This is a genomic window from Streptomyces sp. BV286, assembly GCF_019090165.1.
In the GTDB taxonomy this organism is placed as follows: Bacteria; Actinomycetota; Actinomycetes; order Streptomycetales; family Streptomycetaceae; genus Streptomyces.
On sequence record NZ_JAHRIB010000141.1, the window covers coordinates 261740 to 277797 of the forward strand.

At 71.1% G+C, this 16058-nt stretch carries 16 protein-coding genes; 8 read left to right on the plus strand and 8 right to left on the minus strand.

Going from position 1 to position 16058, the window contains the following annotated elements; all coding sequences use genetic code 11:
* Window positions 1–154 precede the first annotated feature (154 nt).
* Window positions 155–1162 (plus strand): polysaccharide lyase family 1 protein, encoded by a 1008-nt coding sequence (locus KUF83_RS20925; RefSeq protein ID WP_217456261.1) that lies wholly within the window; start codon window positions 155–157, stop codon window positions 1160–1162.
* A 197-nt stretch (window positions 1163–1359) separates the two neighbouring features.
* The gene (locus tag KUF83_RS20930) at window positions 1360–1998 is read left to right on the plus strand and encodes a hypothetical protein (RefSeq protein WP_217456262.1); all 639 of its coding nucleotides are present in this window, start codon (window positions 1360–1362) and stop codon (window positions 1996–1998) included.
* Window positions 1999–2080: 82 nt separating this feature from the next.
* Here KUF83_RS20930 and KUF83_RS20935 read toward each other — a convergent pair whose 3' ends face one another.
* Window positions 2081–3097, minus strand: a complete 1017-nt coding sequence (locus tag KUF83_RS20935) for a YafY family protein (protein WP_217456263.1) — start codon at window positions 3095–3097, stop codon at window positions 2081–2083.
* 106 nt (window positions 3098–3203) lie between these two features.
* Here KUF83_RS20935 and KUF83_RS20940 point away from each other — a divergent pair, with 106 nt between their 5' ends.
* Both KUF83_RS20940 and KUF83_RS20945 read left to right on the plus strand, forming a co-directional pair.
* Window positions 3204–3782, plus strand: a complete 579-nt coding sequence (locus KUF83_RS20940; protein WP_217456488.1) for a DinB family protein — start codon at window positions 3204–3206, stop codon at window positions 3780–3782.
* Between the two features lie 14 nt (window positions 3783–3796).
* The gene (locus tag KUF83_RS20945; protein ID WP_217456264.1) at window positions 3797–4906 is read left to right on the plus strand and encodes a winged helix DNA-binding domain-containing protein; all 1110 of its coding nucleotides are present in this window, start codon (window positions 3797–3799) and stop codon (window positions 4904–4906) included.
* A gap of 180 nt (window positions 4907–5086) precedes the next feature.
* Here KUF83_RS20945 and KUF83_RS20950 read toward each other — a convergent pair whose 3' ends face one another.
* The 4 genes from KUF83_RS20950 to KUF83_RS20965 form a co-directional block, all read right to left on the minus strand.
* Window positions 5087–6067, minus strand: coding sequence for a threonine/serine dehydratase (locus tag KUF83_RS20950; protein ID WP_217456265.1), 981 nt, complete (start codon window positions 6065–6067; stop codon window positions 5087–5089).
* A 69-nt stretch (window positions 6068–6136) separates the two neighbouring features.
* Window positions 6137–6919 carry an alpha/beta fold hydrolase gene (locus KUF83_RS20955; RefSeq protein ID WP_217456266.1) on the minus strand — a complete coding sequence of 261 codons (783 nt, stop codon included), beginning with the start codon at window positions 6917–6919 and terminating at the stop codon, window positions 6137–6139.
* 218 nt (window positions 6920–7137) lie between these two features.
* Window positions 7138–8592, minus strand: a complete 1455-nt coding sequence (gene argG, locus KUF83_RS20960) for an argininosuccinate synthase (RefSeq protein ID WP_217456267.1) — start codon at window positions 8590–8592, stop codon at window positions 7138–7140.
* A gap of 68 nt (window positions 8593–8660) precedes the next feature.
* Window positions 8661–9068, minus strand: a complete 408-nt coding sequence (locus KUF83_RS20965; protein ID WP_217456268.1) for a RidA family protein — start codon at window positions 9066–9068, stop codon at window positions 8661–8663.
* A 143-nt stretch (window positions 9069–9211) separates the two neighbouring features.
* On the opposite strand from KUF83_RS20965, the gene KUF83_RS20970 reads away from it, so the two are divergent.
* Entirely contained in the window at window positions 9212–9592 is a 381-nt protein-coding gene (locus KUF83_RS20970; RefSeq protein WP_217456269.1) for a helix-turn-helix domain-containing protein, read from the plus strand.
* Between the two features lie 22 nt (window positions 9593–9614).
* On the opposite strand, the gene KUF83_RS20975 is transcribed toward KUF83_RS20970, so the two are convergent.
* Window positions 9615–10790: a peptidoglycan DD-metalloendopeptidase family protein gene (locus KUF83_RS20975; RefSeq protein WP_374106111.1), complete on the minus strand. Its 1176-nt coding sequence runs from the start codon at window positions 10788–10790 to the stop codon at window positions 9615–9617.
* Between the two features lie 294 nt (window positions 10791–11084).
* On the minus strand, window positions 11085–11741 hold the full coding sequence (locus tag KUF83_RS20980) for a TetR/AcrR family transcriptional regulator (protein ID WP_217456271.1): 657 nt from the start codon (window positions 11739–11741) through the stop codon (window positions 11085–11087).
* 152 nt (window positions 11742–11893) lie between these two features.
* Here KUF83_RS20980 and KUF83_RS20985 point away from each other — a divergent pair, with 152 nt between their 5' ends.
* The 3 genes from KUF83_RS20985 (at window position 11894) to KUF83_RS20995 (ending at window position 14732) form a co-directional block, all read left to right on the plus strand.
* Complete coding sequence (locus KUF83_RS20985) at window positions 11894–12925, plus strand: medium chain dehydrogenase/reductase family protein (RefSeq protein ID WP_217456272.1); 1032 nt, start codon at window positions 11894–11896, stop codon at window positions 12923–12925.
* Window positions 12926–13022: 97 nt separating this feature from the next.
* Complete coding sequence (locus tag KUF83_RS20990; RefSeq protein WP_217456273.1) at window positions 13023–13664, plus strand: SRPBCC family protein; 642 nt, start codon at window positions 13023–13025, stop codon at window positions 13662–13664.
* Window positions 13665–13757: 93 nt separating this feature from the next.
* A complete protein-coding gene (locus tag KUF83_RS20995; RefSeq protein WP_217456274.1) occupies window positions 13758–14732 on the plus strand; it encodes an STM4015 family protein in 975 nt (324 codons plus the stop codon).
* A 98-nt stretch (window positions 14733–14830) separates the two neighbouring features.
* Here the strand turns inward: KUF83_RS20995 and KUF83_RS21000 are convergent, their stop codons facing one another.
* Window positions 14831–15946: an AI-2E family transporter gene (locus tag KUF83_RS21000; protein WP_217456275.1), complete on the minus strand. Its 1116-nt coding sequence runs from the start codon at window positions 15944–15946 to the stop codon at window positions 14831–14833.
* Window positions 15947–16058: the final 112 nt, after the last annotated feature.

Here is a 16058-nt window from a genome sequence, read left to right on the forward strand (position 1 = left end):
GAAGCAGAGCTCGCGATCTCGTTGACATGCCCAGGACACGTGCTTAGCATTCGGAAATCAGAAAGCGCTTTCTCCCTTCAGTTTCCCGCTCCTGTACGAGTTCACGTTCCTGCACGCCCAGGAAGGTCCGCCCGCTCGCCCGGAGAGGAACCACATGAGGTCGTCCTTGCACGTCCCGCGCGGTGTTCCCGCACTCCTGCTCGCCCTGCTGCTCGGCGCAACGGCGGTCCCGGCCGGCAGCGGCAGTGCCGCCGCCGGGACGTCGGCACCACTCGCGGAGGCGAACCCCACCGGCTTCGCCTCGGTCGACGCACTCGGCCAGAACGGCACCACCGGCGGAGCCGCGGGGCCGACCGTGACCGCCACCACCACCCAGCAGTTCCTCGAGTACATCGACACCACGGGCCCACTGGTCATCCGGGTCCAGGGCACGATCGACATCACCAGCAAGCAGGGTGTGCGCCCGAACAAGACCATCGTCGGAGTCGGTTCCTCGGCCGTCATCAACGGCGGTGGCCTGGACTTCTACCGCTCCCACAACGTCATCGTGCGGAACATCAGGTTCACGGCCGCCGAGGACGATGCCGTGAACGTGGGCCAGGAGTCGCACCACATCTGGATCGACCACAACGAGTTCGTCGCGCCCCTCGACGGGGCGATCGACGTCGTCCGCGGTTCCCAGTACGTCACCGTGTCGTGGAACTGGTTCAACAAGACCGACAAGAGCATGCTCCTCGGGCACTCGGACGGCAACGGCAGTCAGGACGCCGGGAAGTTGAAGGTCTCCATCCACCACAACTTCTTCGACGGCTCCCGGCAGCGGCATCCACGGGTGCGGTTCGGTGAACCGGTGCACGTCTACAACAACTACTTCAAGGGGAACGCCCTGTACGGCGTCGCGTCCACCATGAACGCGGGCGTCCTGGTCGAGGGCAACCACTTCGAAAGCGCTCCCCACCCCTGCTACTCCGCCAGTGGGTACGACGCGTCCGGACCCGGTCGGCTGGTGCAGCGCAACAACGTCTTCACCGGCTCCGGTCCGTGCGAGACCAACGGCACGGTCGTCGAACCGCGCACCTACTACCCGTACACGCTGGACCCGGCGGCCGACGTCCCCTCGCTCGTACGGGCCGGGGCGGGCGTCGGAAAGCTCGGCACCTGAACCACCCCCGACGCGGGCAACCGTACGAGACCCCACCTGACGCAGCCCCCGGGGCCCCGGCTTTCGGGGCCGCACCCCGCCCGCGAGGCGATGCGAACGCAACCCTCCGCCTCCCACAGCCCGCCCCCCGGCGGACAGACCGCACGCCGTCGTCCCCACACTCCCGACGGCCCGTCCCCCCACAGGAGAGTTCCTCCATGAGTCCACGGCAGACCCCGGAAAGCACCGAGCGAACGACCGTCTCCTGGCGCCACAAGGTGCTCGTGGCCGCACTGGCGGCCGCGGTGCTGGCCGGACCCGGCATCGCGCAGGCCGCCCCGCAGAACGTGTCGGCGCCACGCGAACAGGTGTCGGCGGCCACCATCACCTGGAACCTGGAAAGGGCGAGCAACCCCACCCAGGAACAGCGGACGGCCTACGACCTCATCACGGCGGCGATGAACGCCGCGGTGGCCCGGTACAACAACCTCAGCGACCTGGGCAAGAACATCACCGTCCGCTACGACCCCGGTGTGCCCACCGCCGACGGCAACCTCAACGGAACCATCCGCTTCGGCAACCGCGGCTACATGACGGAGAGGACCGCGCTCCACGAGATCGCCCACACCATCGGAGTGGGCACCAGCTCGGGCTGGTCGTCCCTGTCGAGCGGCGGTACCTGGCGCGGCGCGCAGGCCACGGCACTCGTCAGGAGCTTCGACGGCTCCAGCGCCAAACTCTCCGCCGGAGGAGGCCACTTCTGGCCCTACGGCCTGAACTACGGCAACGAGTTCTCGAACACGGCGGCCGACCGGCACGTCCAGATCGTCGCCGCCATGGTGCGCGACGGCCTCTGATCCGGTCGACCGCCCGACGCCTGGGGGCGCCGACCCGTCCCCGGGCACGGCGGGCCTCCCCGCCACAGCCGGCGCACGAGGCTCATCGAACCGGTGACGGGGCGGCCGGCGGGTCGGCCGCGGCGTCGGCGTAACGGCGCGCCAGGTGCGCGAACGCGTCTCTGAGCTCGGACGGGCCCACGACCTCGATGTCGGCGTCGAACCGGCCGACGGTGGCGGCCAGAGCGGCCCATGACCACGAACCCAGGACGAGGCGGCAGCTGTTCGGGCCGAGAGCCTCGACCACTCCGTCGCTCATGTGGCGGGAGACTGCCGTGGCGGGCAGGCCGAGGATCACCTCGCCGCGGCAGGGCCAGTCGCCGTCGGAGCCCTCGGAGCCCCGGAACCTGCCGGTGACGAAGGCGGCCACATCCTCCGCGGGCAGTTCTCGTGGGGAGAAGCGCGGTCCTGTGGGGATGCGCGGGGTGATCCGGTCGGCGCGGAAGGTCCGCCAGTCCTCGCGGTCCAGATCCCAGGCGACGAGATACCAGCGCCCGCTCCTCGCGACGAGATGGTGGGGCTGAACCCTGCGCGGCGGGGCCGGGGCGGCGCTCTCGCCGTCGGCATCCGGAGGGGAGGCCGGGGCGTAGTCGAAGCGCAGCACCTCGCAGGCATGAACGGCGGCGCTGAGCGTCATGAGCACACTGCTGTCGACCTGTGGAACCGGTCGCGCCGCGGGCCGCTCCACAGCGGTGATCCGCAGGGTGTCGATCCGGTGCCGCAGCCGCGCCGGCATGACCTGCCGCACGGTGGCCAACGCCCGTGTCGCGGCCTCCCCGATGCCCGCACCCGTGGCGATCTGGAGCGCGACGGCGAGGGCGACGGCCTGCTCGTCGTCGAACAGCAACGGCGGCAGCGCCGTACCGGCGTCGAGCCGGTACCCACCGTCGGGTCCCTTGAAGGCCATGACGGGATAGCCCAGCTCGCGCAGACGGTCGACGTCACGGCGCACGGTGCGCGCACTGATGCCCAGACGCTCGGCCAGCAGCGCCCCGGGCCAGTCCCGGCGCGCCTGGAGCAGGGAGAGCAGTGACAGCAGTCGCGCTGACGTCTTCGGCATGGCCTCATGTTGTCCCCAGTAGCGGACACATCCTGACCGCTTCCCCTGCGACTGTCGTCCCGTGCCTGGCAACGACACCGTCCACGACCAGAAGGATCCGATCACAGTGACCGTCACGACCACATCTCCCCCCGCTGTCGACGCCGAGCGGGCCGACCTGCTCGCCGCGCTCACGACCGCACGAACTGCCCTGACCAGCACGACTCAGGGACTCAGTGACGAGCAGGCCGCGGGCAGTCCCACTGTCAGCGGGCTGTGCCTGGGCGGACTGATCAAGCACGTCGCGTCCATCGAGGAGGGTTGGATGCGTTTCGTGGCCGAGGGGCCCTCGGCGATGCGCTACGACCTGCCCGAAGGCGTCACCTGGGCCGATCTCGCGGCTGGGACCGCGCGGGAGGTTCCGCAGTGGGCGATCGACCACCAGGACGGCTTCCGGATGCTGCCCGGCGAGACGCTGGCCGCAGTCCTCACCCGCTACGAGCAGGTCGCCGCCCGGAGCGAGCAGATCATCGCCGGCGTCCCGGACCTGTCGGCGACGCATCCGTTGCCGGAGGCGCCCTGGCACGAGCCGGGAGCGGTGCGCAGCGCACGCCGGGTGCTGACGCACGTCATCGCCGAGACCGCCCAGCACGCCGGGCACGCCGACATCCTGCGCGAGGCCCTCGACGGCCGGAAGTCGACCTGAGAGGCATGAGTTCCATGACCGTTCTCGGCCCCCGGGCCCTCAACCGAGCGACACTGGCCAGGCAGCTGCTGCTCGACCGCGCCGACGTACCGGCCCTCGACGCCGTCGCGCACCTCTGCGGCCTGCAGGCCCAGGAGCCGCAGGAGCCGTTCGTCGGACTCTGGTCCAGGCTGCGCACGTTCGACCCGTCGGTGCTCTCGGATCTGCTGACCGGGCGGAGCGTGGTGCGGACCCACCTCATGCGTCGCACCGTCCATCTTGTGACCGCCGACGACGCCCTGGCATGGCGGGGCCGCCACGCCGCCATGCTGCGTCAGCGGGTGCTCGGCACCTACCGTCGCGAACTCGCCGGGGTGGACCTCGACGAACTCGCGGCGGCGGGCCGGGCGGTGATGGCGGACGGCGAGCCCCGCTCCATGACCGAACTCGCGCGGGCGGTCGCCGATCGCTGGCCCACAGCGGGTCCGCGTCCCCTGGGCGAGATGCTGGTCGCCGCACTCCTGCCGATGGTGCAACTCCCTCCGCGCGGCCTCTGGCGCACCAGGGCCGGAGTGCGCAACGCCCTGCTCTCCTCCTGGCTGGGGCGCGAGATCGACCCGGCCCCGGACGAGAGCAGCGATCCGGTCGGCCAGGCACTCGTACGGCGATACCTGGCCGCGTTCGGCCCCGCCGCCTCGGCCGACCTGCGCGCCTGGTGCGGCCTCGCCGGACTGCCGGCCGCGGTCACCGCCCTGCGCGAGGAACTCGTCTCCTTCCGCGACGAGCGGGGCCGGGAACTGCTGGACCTGCCCGGCGCGCCGCGCCCCGATCCCGACACGCCCGCCCCGGTACGGTTCCTGCCGGCGTTCGACAACGCGATCCTCGGCTACCAGGACCGGAGCCGGATCATCGACGACGCCCACCGGGGCCTGTCGGTCGCGGGTGAGCGCGTCGTCCTGGTCGACGGCCGGGTCGCGGCGACCTGGACCGTGGCGGAGGGCGTGGTGAGGGTCGTCCCGCTGCGTGGCTTCTCCCGGGCCGACCGTACTGCCGTGGCCGAGGAGGGCCGGGCGCTGGCGTCCTTCCTCTGCGACGGCGCGAGCGACCACGAAGCGGCAGCTCACGCGACCGTCAGCATCCTGTGAGCAGACACGGGTTCGAGCCGAGGAGAGAGCTTGGGCAGGTGACATCCGGATCGGCCCCGGCCCCGGCGTCGGCGTCGGCGTCGGCCATAGGGTCCGTACCCGTCCAGGACCGCTCGGCGCGGTGGAAGCGGCCTGGCGCTGATGCCCTGTCCATGCCCTGTCCTCCCACACGAGCAGTCGTCAGGACTCGTGGAGGGGAGTCGCGCCGACCCAGCGGTGGTAGGCGTCCACGTCGACGTTGCTGCCGCACACGATGGTGACGACGTGTCGGCCGGCGAAGCGGTCACGGTCTTCGAGGATCGCTGCGATGCCGAGCGCGGCCGAAGGCTCGACGACGAGGCCGGCGTGGTCGAGGAGCATCCGCATACCGGCGGTGATCGACGCCTCCTGGACGAGGACGGCGTCGTCGGCGACCAGGAGGAGGTCGTCCAGGACAGCCGGGATGGGACGCCGGCCGGCGACGCCGTCAGCGATGGTGTCGGTCGAGTCGGTGGTGACGACACGTCGACGGTGCCACGAGTGTGTGAGGGCCGGTGCGCCCAGCGGCTGGACGCAGATCACCTCGACCGCGGGAGCCAAGGTCTTCACCACATGACCCACGCCGGTGGCCAGCGCCCCACCGCCGAGAGCGATCAGAACGGCGTCGAACGACGGTGCGGTGTCCAGCAGTTCCAGGCCGATGGTCGCGGCGCCCTCGCAGGTCTCGATGTCCAGGCTGTCCTCGACCAGCCGGATGCCTTCGTACCGTGCGATGGCCGCCGCCCGCTCGCGAGCCAGCTCGTGGTCGCCGTCCACCAGCTCCAGCCCGGCGTCCAGCGCGCGGATGCGGTCAAGCTTGGCCCGCGTCGCGAAGCGGGATGCCACGACGGTGACGTCGAGTCCCCGGCCGCGACCGGACCACGCGAGGGCCTGGCCGAGGTTGCCCGCGCTCGCGCACACCACCGCCCGCGAGGCGTTGTCGGCCAGCCGGCTCGCGACCAGCTCGGTGCCCCGCGCCTTGAAGCTGCGGACCGGGTTCGCCGTTTCGAGCTTGATGCTCACCGTGCACCCGAGGCCGGACCCCAGCGCCTCGCAGCGGTACAGCGGGGTGTCGAGAAAGACCGGGTCGATCACCCGGCGAGCCGCCCGGATCCGAGCGGTGTCAAGACGCGTCTCCTGCACGACACGGCAGCGTAGCGCCACCTGCGCCAATCCGGTGAGCAACTACCAGGAAGCGCGGGTTGGTTGGGGTCAGCTCTGTTCCCCGCCCGCGAGCGCCGATGCCGTGGCTCGCACGAAGGCCTCCGGGTTGTCCAGCATGATGTTGTGTCCGCAGTCGGGTACCGCGACCACCGACACCCCCGCTTCGGTGAGCTCCGACGTGCCCGGGAACGTCGCCAGGTCCGCCTCCGGCAGCAGGAACGTACGGGGGATCGCAAGGCCGAGCAGCAACTGTCGCATGGTCGGATCCGTCCCCCGGATGAGCTGGTGTGCACTCCGGTGCAGGGCTTCGCGGCCGGCCAGACGCATCGTCGATGCCCAGTGCGGCCCCACCCGGTCGAGTACCTCCTGCCAGCCACCGGCCAGGAACTCCTCCTCCGTGTACGCCGCGATGCCGCTGGAGCCGCCGGCCCCGGGGACCCGGGGCAGCGGATCGAGGTTGGCGTCCACCAGGACCAGGCGTGCGACCAGCTCCGGATGGCGTGCGGCGAGCACGATGGCCACCGAACCGCCCATGCTGTGCGCGATCAGCTCGGCACCCGTGACGCCCGCGCCGGTCAGGACCGCGGCGAGCGCATCGGCATGTGATTCCAGCGCGTAGTCGAAGTCCGTCGGCCGGTCGCTGATGCCGTGACCCAAGAGGTCGACCAACAGGGAACGGCGACCGGCCAGCAGAGGATGAACGGCGACCTCCGTGAAGTAGGCGGGCGACGTGGCGCCCAACCCGTGCACGTAGACGCGCGACGGCTCCTGCCCCGGCAGCTCGACCCAGCGGATGTGATCGCCCTCGGGCGTTACGGCGACGCTGCGCACAGTCTGCTCCCTGCTGGCCAAGATCGGTGGAGGGACGAGAGTAGCCACGGGTGCGTACCGGCCGCATCAGAAGCGGGTCCTGGGCCTTCACGCCCGGATCGCGGCGTCCCTGTAACGCAGTGGACCGGCTCGACGCCGTCGGCGTCGAGCCGGTCCACTGCCACCGGGTCCCCGGCGCGTCCCGCCGGGTGGCCGAGCCGTCCGCTCGGCCAGGCGGATCAGTCCGTACCGAACTCCATCGCGGCGCGGTCCAGCAGCACCTCGTCCTCGGAGACCTCGCCGCGGGAGGCGATGGCCTCGGCGCCGCCCTGCGGCATCTCCGGCATGCTGCCGATCAGACCTGTCGCGGCCGCCTGGGCGGCGCCGATGGCGGGGCTGCCGGTGCCGATCAGGCCGAGCCCGGCGTACTGCTCCAGCTTGGCGCGCGAGTCGGCGATGTCGAGGTTGCGCATGGTGAGCTGGCCGATCCGGTCGACCGGGCCGAAGGCCGAGTCCTCGGTGCGCTCCATGGACAGCTTGTCCGGGTGGTAGCTGAACGCCGGGCCGCGGGTGTCGAGGATCGAGTAGTCCTCGCCGCGACGCAGCCGCAGCGTCACCTCGCCGGTGACGGCGGCGCCGACCCAGCGCTGCAGCGACTCGCGCACCATCAGCGCCTGCGGGTCCAGCCAGCGGCCCTCGTACATCAGGCGGCCGAGGCGCCGTCCCTCGTTGTAGTACTGGGCGAGGGTGTCCTCGTTGTGGATCGCGTTGACCAGGCGCTCGTACGCGGCGTGCAGCAGGGCCATGCCGGGCGCCTCGTAGATGCCGCGGCTCTTGGCCTCGATGATGCGGTTCTCGATCTGGTCCGACATGCCCATGCCGTGGCGGCCGCCGACGGCGTTGGCCTCCATCACCAGGTCGACGGGGGAGTCGAACTCCTTGCCGTTGATCGTCACGGGGCGGCCCTGGTCGAAACCGATCGTCACGTCCTCGATGGCGATCTCGACCTCGGGGTCCCAGAACCGCACGCCCATGATGGGCTCGACGGTCTCCACGCCCGTGTCCAGGTGCTCCAGGGTCTTGGCCTCGTGGGTGGCGCCCCAGATGTTGGCGTCGGTGGAGTAGGCCTTCTCCGTCGAGTCCCGGTAGGGCAGCTGGTGGGCGACCAGCCACTCGGACATCTCCTTGCGGCCGCCGAGCTCGGTGACGAAGTCGGCGTCCAGCCAGGGCTTGTAGATCCGCAGGTGCGGGTTGGCGAGCAGGCCGTACCGGTAGAACCGCTCGATGTCGTTGCCCTTGAAGGTCGAGCCGTCGCCCCAGATCTGGACGTTGTCCTCGAGCATCGCCCGGACGAGGAGGGTGCCGGTGACGGCGCGGCCCAGCGGTGTGGTGTTGAAGTAGGCACGCCCGCCCGAGCGGATGTGGAACGCCCCGCAGGTGAGCGCGGCCAGGCCCTCCTCGACCAGCGCCGCCCGGCAGTCGACCAGGCGCGCGATCTCGGCACCGTACGTCTTCGCACGGCCGGGCACCGAGGCGATGTCGGGCTCGTCGTACTGGCCGATGTCGGCGGTGTAGGTGCACGGAACGGCGCCCTTGTCGCGCATCCACGCGACCGCGACCGAGGTGTCGAGGCCGCCGGAGAAGGCGATACCGACGCGCTCGCCGGCGGGAAGGGAGGTGAGGACCTTAGACATAGGAAGAGTATGCACGACATCGCATGATCATGCAAAGGGGTCCTCGGGCGGGGGTGGAGGGTGGCGGCTCAGTCGAGTGCCGCGGTGGCTTCGACCTCGACCAGATGGTCGGGAACGTCCAGGGCCGCCACTCCGATCAGGGTGGCCGGCGCCACGGGGGTGAACCCCAGCTTCCCGGCGGCCCGCTCGATGCCCTCCAGGAGCATCGGCATCTTGTCCGGGGTCCAGTCGACGACGTAGACGGTCAGCTTCGCCACGTCGGCGAACGATCCGCCGGCCTCGGCGAGGGCGGTGCCGACATTGAGGTAGCACTGCTCGACCTGGGCCGCGAGATCACCCTCACCGACCGTGACGCCGTCGGCGTCCCAGGAGACCTGCCCCGCGACGAACACGAGTTTCGCCCCGGTCGCGATCGCCACTTGCCGGTACACCGGAATCGTCGGCAGTCCGCTCGGGTTCGCCAAGGTGATGGCCATGCCGTGTGCCTCCTTCTCGTGAGCTGTCCCGGGCCCGGTTCCGTGGAACCGGGCACCAAGTCGCTCTCTTGTGGTTACTGGAGAACCGTAGGAGAGTGACCGCTGACATGGAAGAACGCACTTTTCAGTGACTGGGGAACCCGATGGTGACCAAGCAGTTCAAGGGCTCGCCCGCCGAAGCGGACCTCACGCGCGCGGACTCACTGGCGCGGGAGCTCTTCTCGGACATCGCCAACAAGTGGGCGCTGCTGATCATCGAGGTCCTCGGTGAACGCACCCTGCGCTTCAGCGAGTTGCGCAACGAGATCGAGGGCATCAGCCACAAGATGCTCACCCAGAACCTGCGCATGCTGGAGCGCAACGGCCTGGTCGAGCGGGAGGTGCACCCGACCGTCCCGCCGAGGGTCGACTACACCCTGACCGAGCCGGGGCACGCCCTGCGGAAGACGGTCGACGGGATGTGCGACTGGACCCACCGGTACCTCGGTCACATCGAGGAGTCCCGCCGCCGTTTCGACGTCTGACGGCCCGGCACCGGCCGTTCTGTCACGCGCTGGGGGAGAGCCAGGGCAGCGGATCGGCGTAGTGCCCGTCGAGGATCACCTCGAAGTGCAGATGAGGGCCGGTGGACAGGCCGGTCGAGCCGACCAGGCCGAGGGGCGTTCCGGCTTCCACCGCCTGACCGACGGAGACCTGAAGGGACAGCAGGTGGCTGTACGTCGTCTCCAGCCGCTTGCCGCCGATGCTGCCGTGGTCCACCACGATCCGGTTGCCGTACGCCTTGGTCATCGCGGCGAACACGACCCGGCCCTGCGCCGCCGAGGAGACCTGCGCACCCTGGGGCGCCGCGAAGTCGACCCCCGTGTGGACCTTGGTCACCCCGGTCAGCGGATGCTGGCGCGCACCGAACGGCGAGGTGACGGTGAGGGTGCTCACGGGCGCGGCCAGCACGGCGCCCGCCGCCCGGTTCGCGGCGCCGCCGGAACCGTCCGGGTCGAACGCCCGGTAGCGCGACGACAGGGACTTGGTCTCGGTGACGTAGGCCTCCGCCTCGCCGGGTACGCGCCCCGCCTTCCGTACGGCGTCCGTGCCCGACGCGTACGCGGCGAGGGTGAGATCCACCAGATCGCCGGAGACGGTCCCCTCGGTTCTGAGATCGGTCACCTTCCGGGCGAGGGAGCAGTCCTGTCGGGCGAGGGCCGCCATGGCGTCCGCCGGATCGCGGGGGGAGGAGCGCCCGTCGCCGTCGCCGTCCTTGCCCCAGGTCCGCCAACCGGCGTCCGTGAACGCGGCGATGCCCTTCTCGCCCGACAGCGCTCCCGCGTCGTTGTTCCAGCCGGAGAGGCGGTCGATCTGGGCGGCGAGGAGAGACGGCGTGACGACCGTGCAGGCAGACGCCGCCTTGCGGAGCCAGGGAACGTACGAGGCGTCGACGCGGGCCGTGGCGGACGGAACGTGATTCTCCCCCTCGTCCCAGGGGGAGGACAGACCGCCCGTCAGTGCCAGAAAGCCGGCCACCCCCATCAGGGCGAGCAGCCCCGGCAGCACCAGCAGGGTGAAAGGGCCCGGGCCACGCCGGGGGCGCTTCACGCGCTGCCCCGGCTGTTGCGCGTCCGTACTCCCGTCGGCCTGCGCCGGTCCGGTCGAGAACTCCTGGCGCCGGCCCTCTCCTTCGCCGCCCGGCCCGGTCGCCTCCGTCTCGTCCAGCCGGTCGTCGATCACCGGCGAACTCCCCACGCGCTCGCGGCGGATCCGAGGAAACAGAACGCCGACGGCGGTGTCACGAAGGTCATGGAGCTCACGGCACGACGCTAATGGGCGGCCCTCCGGCCGGCACGAGGCGCAGAGGCACATGGGCCTGCCCGAACGGGCAGAGTTTCACGTCCGCCGGCCACCTGGCCCGTGCGTACGGCGACGACCTGGGCAAGTACCCGCTGCGCCGGGCGCGTTGAGAGGCTCGCCCGAAGAGCACACCCGCACCCGAGCGAGGGGGTTCCGGTTCCGGGGGCCGGGTGGTCAGTGAGTCGACGGGCCGGTCAGGGCGTCCAGTTCCGCCGCGTAGAGCAGTGCGGGGTCGAAGCCCATCCCGGTGAAGTGGCCCGCGAGTTCCAGGGACAGGGTGCCGTGCAGCCGCGTCCAGAAGGTCAGGGCGCGGTGGAGGACGGCGGGCGGGGCGGGGTGGCCGTCCGCCCACTCCCGGTGTTCTTCCAGGTGCGAGTCGAACGTCGTCGCCGGGGCGTCCGAGGGCAGCGCGGCGCAGGCGTCGAGCAGGGTCGCCATGATGTCGCGCGCGATCGTGGTGACGTCGTCCGGGGCCTGGTAGCCGGGGACGGGGGTGCCGTAGACGAGGAGGTAGCGGTGGGGGTCCCGCAGGGCCCATGCGCGTAGGGCGTGCGCCAGGGCGGGCGCGTCGGGTTCTGGGGCGGCGGCCGCGCGGAAGGTGTCGGCGAGGCTCTGGTAGGCGTCCCGGACGAGCTCGGTGATGAGTTCGTCGCGACTGGCGAAGTACCGGTAGAGCGCGGGTCCGCTCATCCCCATCCGCTTGGCGATCGCGTTGAGGGAGAGCGCGGAGGCACCCGCCGTGGCCAGCTGCTCCCACGCGTGCTCTTTGATCTCGGCCCGCACCTGGGCGCGGTAGCGCTCGCGCGGGGTCTGCGTGCCCGTGTCCGCCATGGCCTGCCGCCTGTCCGGAGTCGTGTTTCTACAGCTTCAAGAAGTAGTTAGAAGCTATCACGCAAGCTATTGACGATGACTCTCGCGATGCGTTACAACTTCTAACGAACGCAAGAACGCCTAAGTCGAAGCGCCGCCCAATGGAGGTCGTCATGAACGCCGAAGGACTCATCGAGGTCGTACTGCCGGGCAAGGTGGAGCCGGAAGGTCTTGAGATCCGGCACGGAGCCGTCCCCGCCGCGGGACCGGGTCAGGTCGTGATCCGGATGGAGGCGACCGGGGTCTCCTTCGCCGAGCAGCAGATGCGCCGAGGCCGCTACTACGACCAGCCGGTGTTCCCCTTCGTGCCGGGCTACGACGTGGTCGGCACGGTGCTGGCGACCGGCGAGGGCGTGGATGCGGACATGGTCGGCACCCGGGTGGCCGCCCTGCTCAAGGTCGGCGGCTGGGCCAGCCACGTACGTGTCGACGCGGCGGACGTGGTGGAGGTGCCCGACGGGGTCGGGGCGGCGCAGGCCGAGACCCTGGTGGTCAACGGCATCACCGCCTGGCAGATGCTGCACCGCAAGGCACGCGTCCGTGCGGGGCAGACCGTCCTCGTGCACGGAGCAAACGGCGGCGTCGGCTCGGTACTGGTCCAGTTCGCCCGGGCCGCGGGGGCGAAGGTGATCGGCACGGCGTCCGCGCGCCATCACGACGCTCTGCGGGAAAGGGGCGTCGCCCCCGTCGACTACCGCGACGAAGACATCGCCGCGCGGGTCCGCGAACTCGCCCCCGGCGGGGTGGACGCCGTCTTCGACCATGTCGGCGGCCGGGGCCTCGTCGACTCCTGGCGCCTCCTCGCACCCGGCGGAACGCTCGTCTCCTACGGCAGCGCATCCACCCGCGACGACGAGGGATCCAAGCAGTGGCCCGTCCTCAAACTCCTCGGCCGGGTGTGGCTGTGGAACGCCCTGCCCAACCGGCGCCGCGCCTACTTCTTCAACGTCTGGGCCGGCCGCGCCCTGGCCAGGAACCGGTTCCGGGCGCGGCTGCGCGCCGACCTCACCCAGGTCTTCACAGCCCTCCAGCGCGGCGACGTCACCGCCCAGATCGCCGCCCAACTGCCGCTCGGCCGCGCCGCCGAGGCACTACGGCTGGCTGAGTCCGGCACCGTCGTCGGCAAGGTCGTACTGAACCCGTAGCGCCACCGCGGCCACCTCGACGCGCACGCGGTCCGCCACCGGGCCGCCGCGACGCTCCCTCTGATCAGCCACCGTCACCCACCACGAGAGGCACCCCATGCCCATCATGCGTACCGCCCTGCTCACCGTCTTGCTCGCCGTCGCAGGCGTCCTCGGCGCGACGGCGCTCGCGGCCCCCGCACAGGCCGCCGTGCATCGCGGCAACTCCTCCGAATGCCGCGGGGAAGGCGTCGACCCCACCGCCCGGATCCGCTACGCGTCCGACGTCGTCATCGACGCGCCGCTGCGCACCGTCTGGAACCTGCAGACCGACGTGGAGCGCTGGCCGTCCTGGCAGTCCCCGGTCACCGCCGGTGAACGCCTCGACTCCGGCCCCCTCCGCAAGGGTTCACGATTCCGGTGGGCGACCCCGGCGCCGGCCACCCCCACCACCCCCGCGACCATGCTGGAGATCACCTCCACGGTCAGGCAGCTCCAGCGTCACGACTGCGTCGTGTGGAGCGGCCCCGCGATCGGTGAGGGACTGCGGATCGACGAGGGTGTCCACCTGTGGACGTTCGAGAAGGTCAAGGGCGGCGTCCGCGTGCACACGGAGGAGACCTGGACGGGCGCCCAGGTCGAGGCGGACGTGACCGCCGCTACCGCGGCCCTCGGCTGGGGCCTCGAAACGTGGCTGCGCGACCTGAAGACCGCCGCCGAGGCGGACACCTGTGACGCACCGCGGGACACCCGCCGCTGACCCGGAACGCCGGCCCCGAGGTGGTGCGCGGGTCGACGGTGGCGCTCAAGTAGGCCCGCGGGAGGGGGCGTTCAGGTGTGGCAGGCTCTCCCCGTGACTATCGATCAGCTCGGAACCCTGCACGGTCTGCCCGTCTTCGACTTCCCCGCTCCCGGTGAGGAGCGCGGCCCGTTGCCCCCGGCGGGCGAGGTGGCCTGGAGGCTGGCCCGCGACGAAATGGTCACGGGCGTGGAACCCTTCGAGACCTGTTGGTACCGCTTCCTCGACGCGGTGGATCCCGCACAGGTCCGGGCTCTGGTGCTCGGAGCGGGTGCCTACGGCTCCGAGCTGAGCGGGGGCGATCCCGAGGAGACCGTCGGCCGGCTCGTGGCCGCCGCCGACCGTCTCAGCGGACTCGAAGCCCTCTACCTCGCCGACCTCACCCACGAGGAGTCCGAGCTCTCCTGGATAGTCCAGGGTGATGTGACACCGGTCCTGGCCGCCTACCCTCGCCTGCTGGAACTCGGCGTGCGCGGCTCGGGCGGCGGTTTCAGCGGTGCGCCCGGACTGGAGCTGACGCCGGTGCGTCACGAACACCTCCGTGTCCTGCGCCTGGAGAACGGAGGGCTGCCCGGCGAGGTGGCCCGGGGCCTGGCCGCCAGCGACCTGCCCGGCCTGCGGCGCCTGGACCTGTGGCTGGGCGAGGAGGCCTACGGCTGCAGCACCACCCTCGCCGACCTGGCTCCCTTGCTGGACGGCGACCGCCTGCCCGCCCTGCGGCACCTCGGTCTCCAGAACAGCGAGATGCAGGACGAGATAGCCGCCGCCGTCGCCGGCGCTCCCGTCGTCGCCCGGCTCGCGTCCCTGCACCTCGGCCTGGGGACCCTGACCGACACAGGCGCCGCGGCCCTCCTCAGCGGTCAGCCCCTCACTCACCTGGAGGAGCTGGACCTCAACCACCACTACCTCTCGGATCCGCTCATGCGGCGCCTGCGTGAGGCCCTGGAACCGTTCGGGGTGAAGGTCAATCTGGACGGACAGGAGCAGCCCGGCGAGGACGGGGACCGGTACATAGCGGCCGGGGAGTGAACACCGAACCGGCGGGGCGAGAAGCCGTCGGGGATGACGTCCGTGGCCCGCTTCGCGCACGGCGCCCGCACGGTGGCGTACGAGGCTCGGGCGCCCTGTCAGGAGGCGACGGCGGCACCGGACTGCGGTTCACCGGTGTCGGGTTCCTGCGGCGGCTCGCTGAGCTGCTCGCGCAGGTAGTTCCAGACCACCGCGATCAGCGCGGCGACCGGGACGGCGAGCAGGCTGCCCACGATGCCGGCCAGGCTGCCGCCGAGGGTCACCGCCAGCAGGATCACAGCCGCGTGCAGACCGAGCCCGCGGCTCTGGATCATCGGCTGGAACACGTTCCCTTCGAGCTGCTGCACGACGATGATGATCGCCAGCACGATCAGCGCGTCCGTCAGACCGTTCGACACCAGGGCGATGAGCACCGCCACGAAGCCGGCGAACAGGGCGCCCACGATCGGCACGAACGCGGAGACGAAGGTCAGCACCGCGAGCGGGAGCACCAGAGGTACGTCCACCACCCACAGACCGAGACCGATGAGGACGGCGTCGATCAGACCGACGGCCGCCTGCGAACGCACGAACGCACCCAGGGTGTCCCAGCTGCGCGCCGCCACGATCGGGACGTCGGTGGCGAGTCGGCCGGGCAGCTGACGGGCGAGCCACGGCAGGAACCGCGGCCCGTCCTTGAGGAAGAAGAACATAAGGAAGACCGCAAGGACGGCGGTGACCACACCGTTGACCACGGTGCTCACGCCGGTGACGACCGTGGTGACCATGCTGCCTGCGCTCTTCTGGATACGGGCGACGGCGTCGTCCAGGGCGCCCGCGATCTGGTCCTCGCCGATGTTCAGCGGCGGGCCGGCAGCCCAGTCGCGCAGTTCGCGGATGCCGGCCACCACCCCGTCGGTCAGCTCGCCGGACTGGGAGGCCACCGGGACCGCGATCAGGGCCGCGACGGCCGAGGCCACGAGGAGGAACAGCACGGTCACGGCGGAGGCCGCCAGCGCGGGACGCCATCCGTGCCGTCGCAGGAAGCGAGCCAGGGGCCAGGTCAGGGTGGTCATGAGCAGTCCCACTATGAGTGGCCAGACCACGGACCACATCCGGCCCAGGAGCCAGAGGGTCACGGCGGTCATCACCAGGACCAGCAGCAGATCGACGGAAACTCGCGCCGATGCGCGCAACGCGGCGCGGGATCTGGCGGAACTCAACGAGGCAGACATGCGATCACCCTATGGGGACCTCACCGCGCTTCTCCGCGCCCCTGCCAACCTTGCGGCACCGGGAATGTGTTGGCCGCGGTCACGCGGCGGTGAAGCGGGTGGTGGACGGGTG

Coding starts and splice junctions, on each gene's coding strand:
- KUF83_RS20925 (WP_217456261.1), top strand. CDS start 155: ATGAGGTCGTCCTTGCACGTCCCGCGCGGTGTTCCCGCACTCCTGCTC.
- KUF83_RS20930 (WP_217456262.1), top strand. CDS start 1,360: ATGAGTCCACGGCAGACCCCGGAAAGCACCGAGCGAACGACCGTCTCC.
- KUF83_RS20935 (WP_217456263.1), bottom strand. CDS start 3,097: ATGCCGAAGACGTCAGCGCGACTGCTGTCACTGCTCTCCCTGCTCCAG.
- KUF83_RS20945 (WP_217456264.1), top strand. CDS start 3,797: ATGACCGTTCTCGGCCCCCGGGCCCTCAACCGAGCGACACTGGCCAGG.
- argG (WP_217456267.1), bottom strand. CDS start 8,592: ATGTCTAAGGTCCTCACCTCCCTTCCCGCCGGCGAGCGCGTCGGTATC.
- KUF83_RS20965 (WP_217456268.1), bottom strand. CDS start 9,068: ATGGCCATCACCTTGGCGAACCCGAGCGGACTGCCGACGATTCCGGTG.
- KUF83_RS20970 (WP_217456269.1), top strand. CDS start 9,212: ATGGTGACCAAGCAGTTCAAGGGCTCGCCCGCCGAAGCGGACCTCACG.
- KUF83_RS20980 (WP_217456271.1), bottom strand. CDS start 11,741: ATGGCGGACACGGGCACGCAGACCCCGCGCGAGCGCTACCGCGCCCAG.
- KUF83_RS20985 (WP_217456272.1), top strand. CDS start 11,894: ATGAACGCCGAAGGACTCATCGAGGTCGTACTGCCGGGCAAGGTGGAG.
- KUF83_RS20990 (WP_217456273.1), top strand. CDS start 13,023: ATGCCCATCATGCGTACCGCCCTGCTCACCGTCTTGCTCGCCGTCGCA.
- KUF83_RS21000 (WP_217456275.1), bottom strand. CDS start 15,946: ATGTCTGCCTCGTTGAGTTCCGCCAGATCCCGCGCCGCGTTGCGCGCA.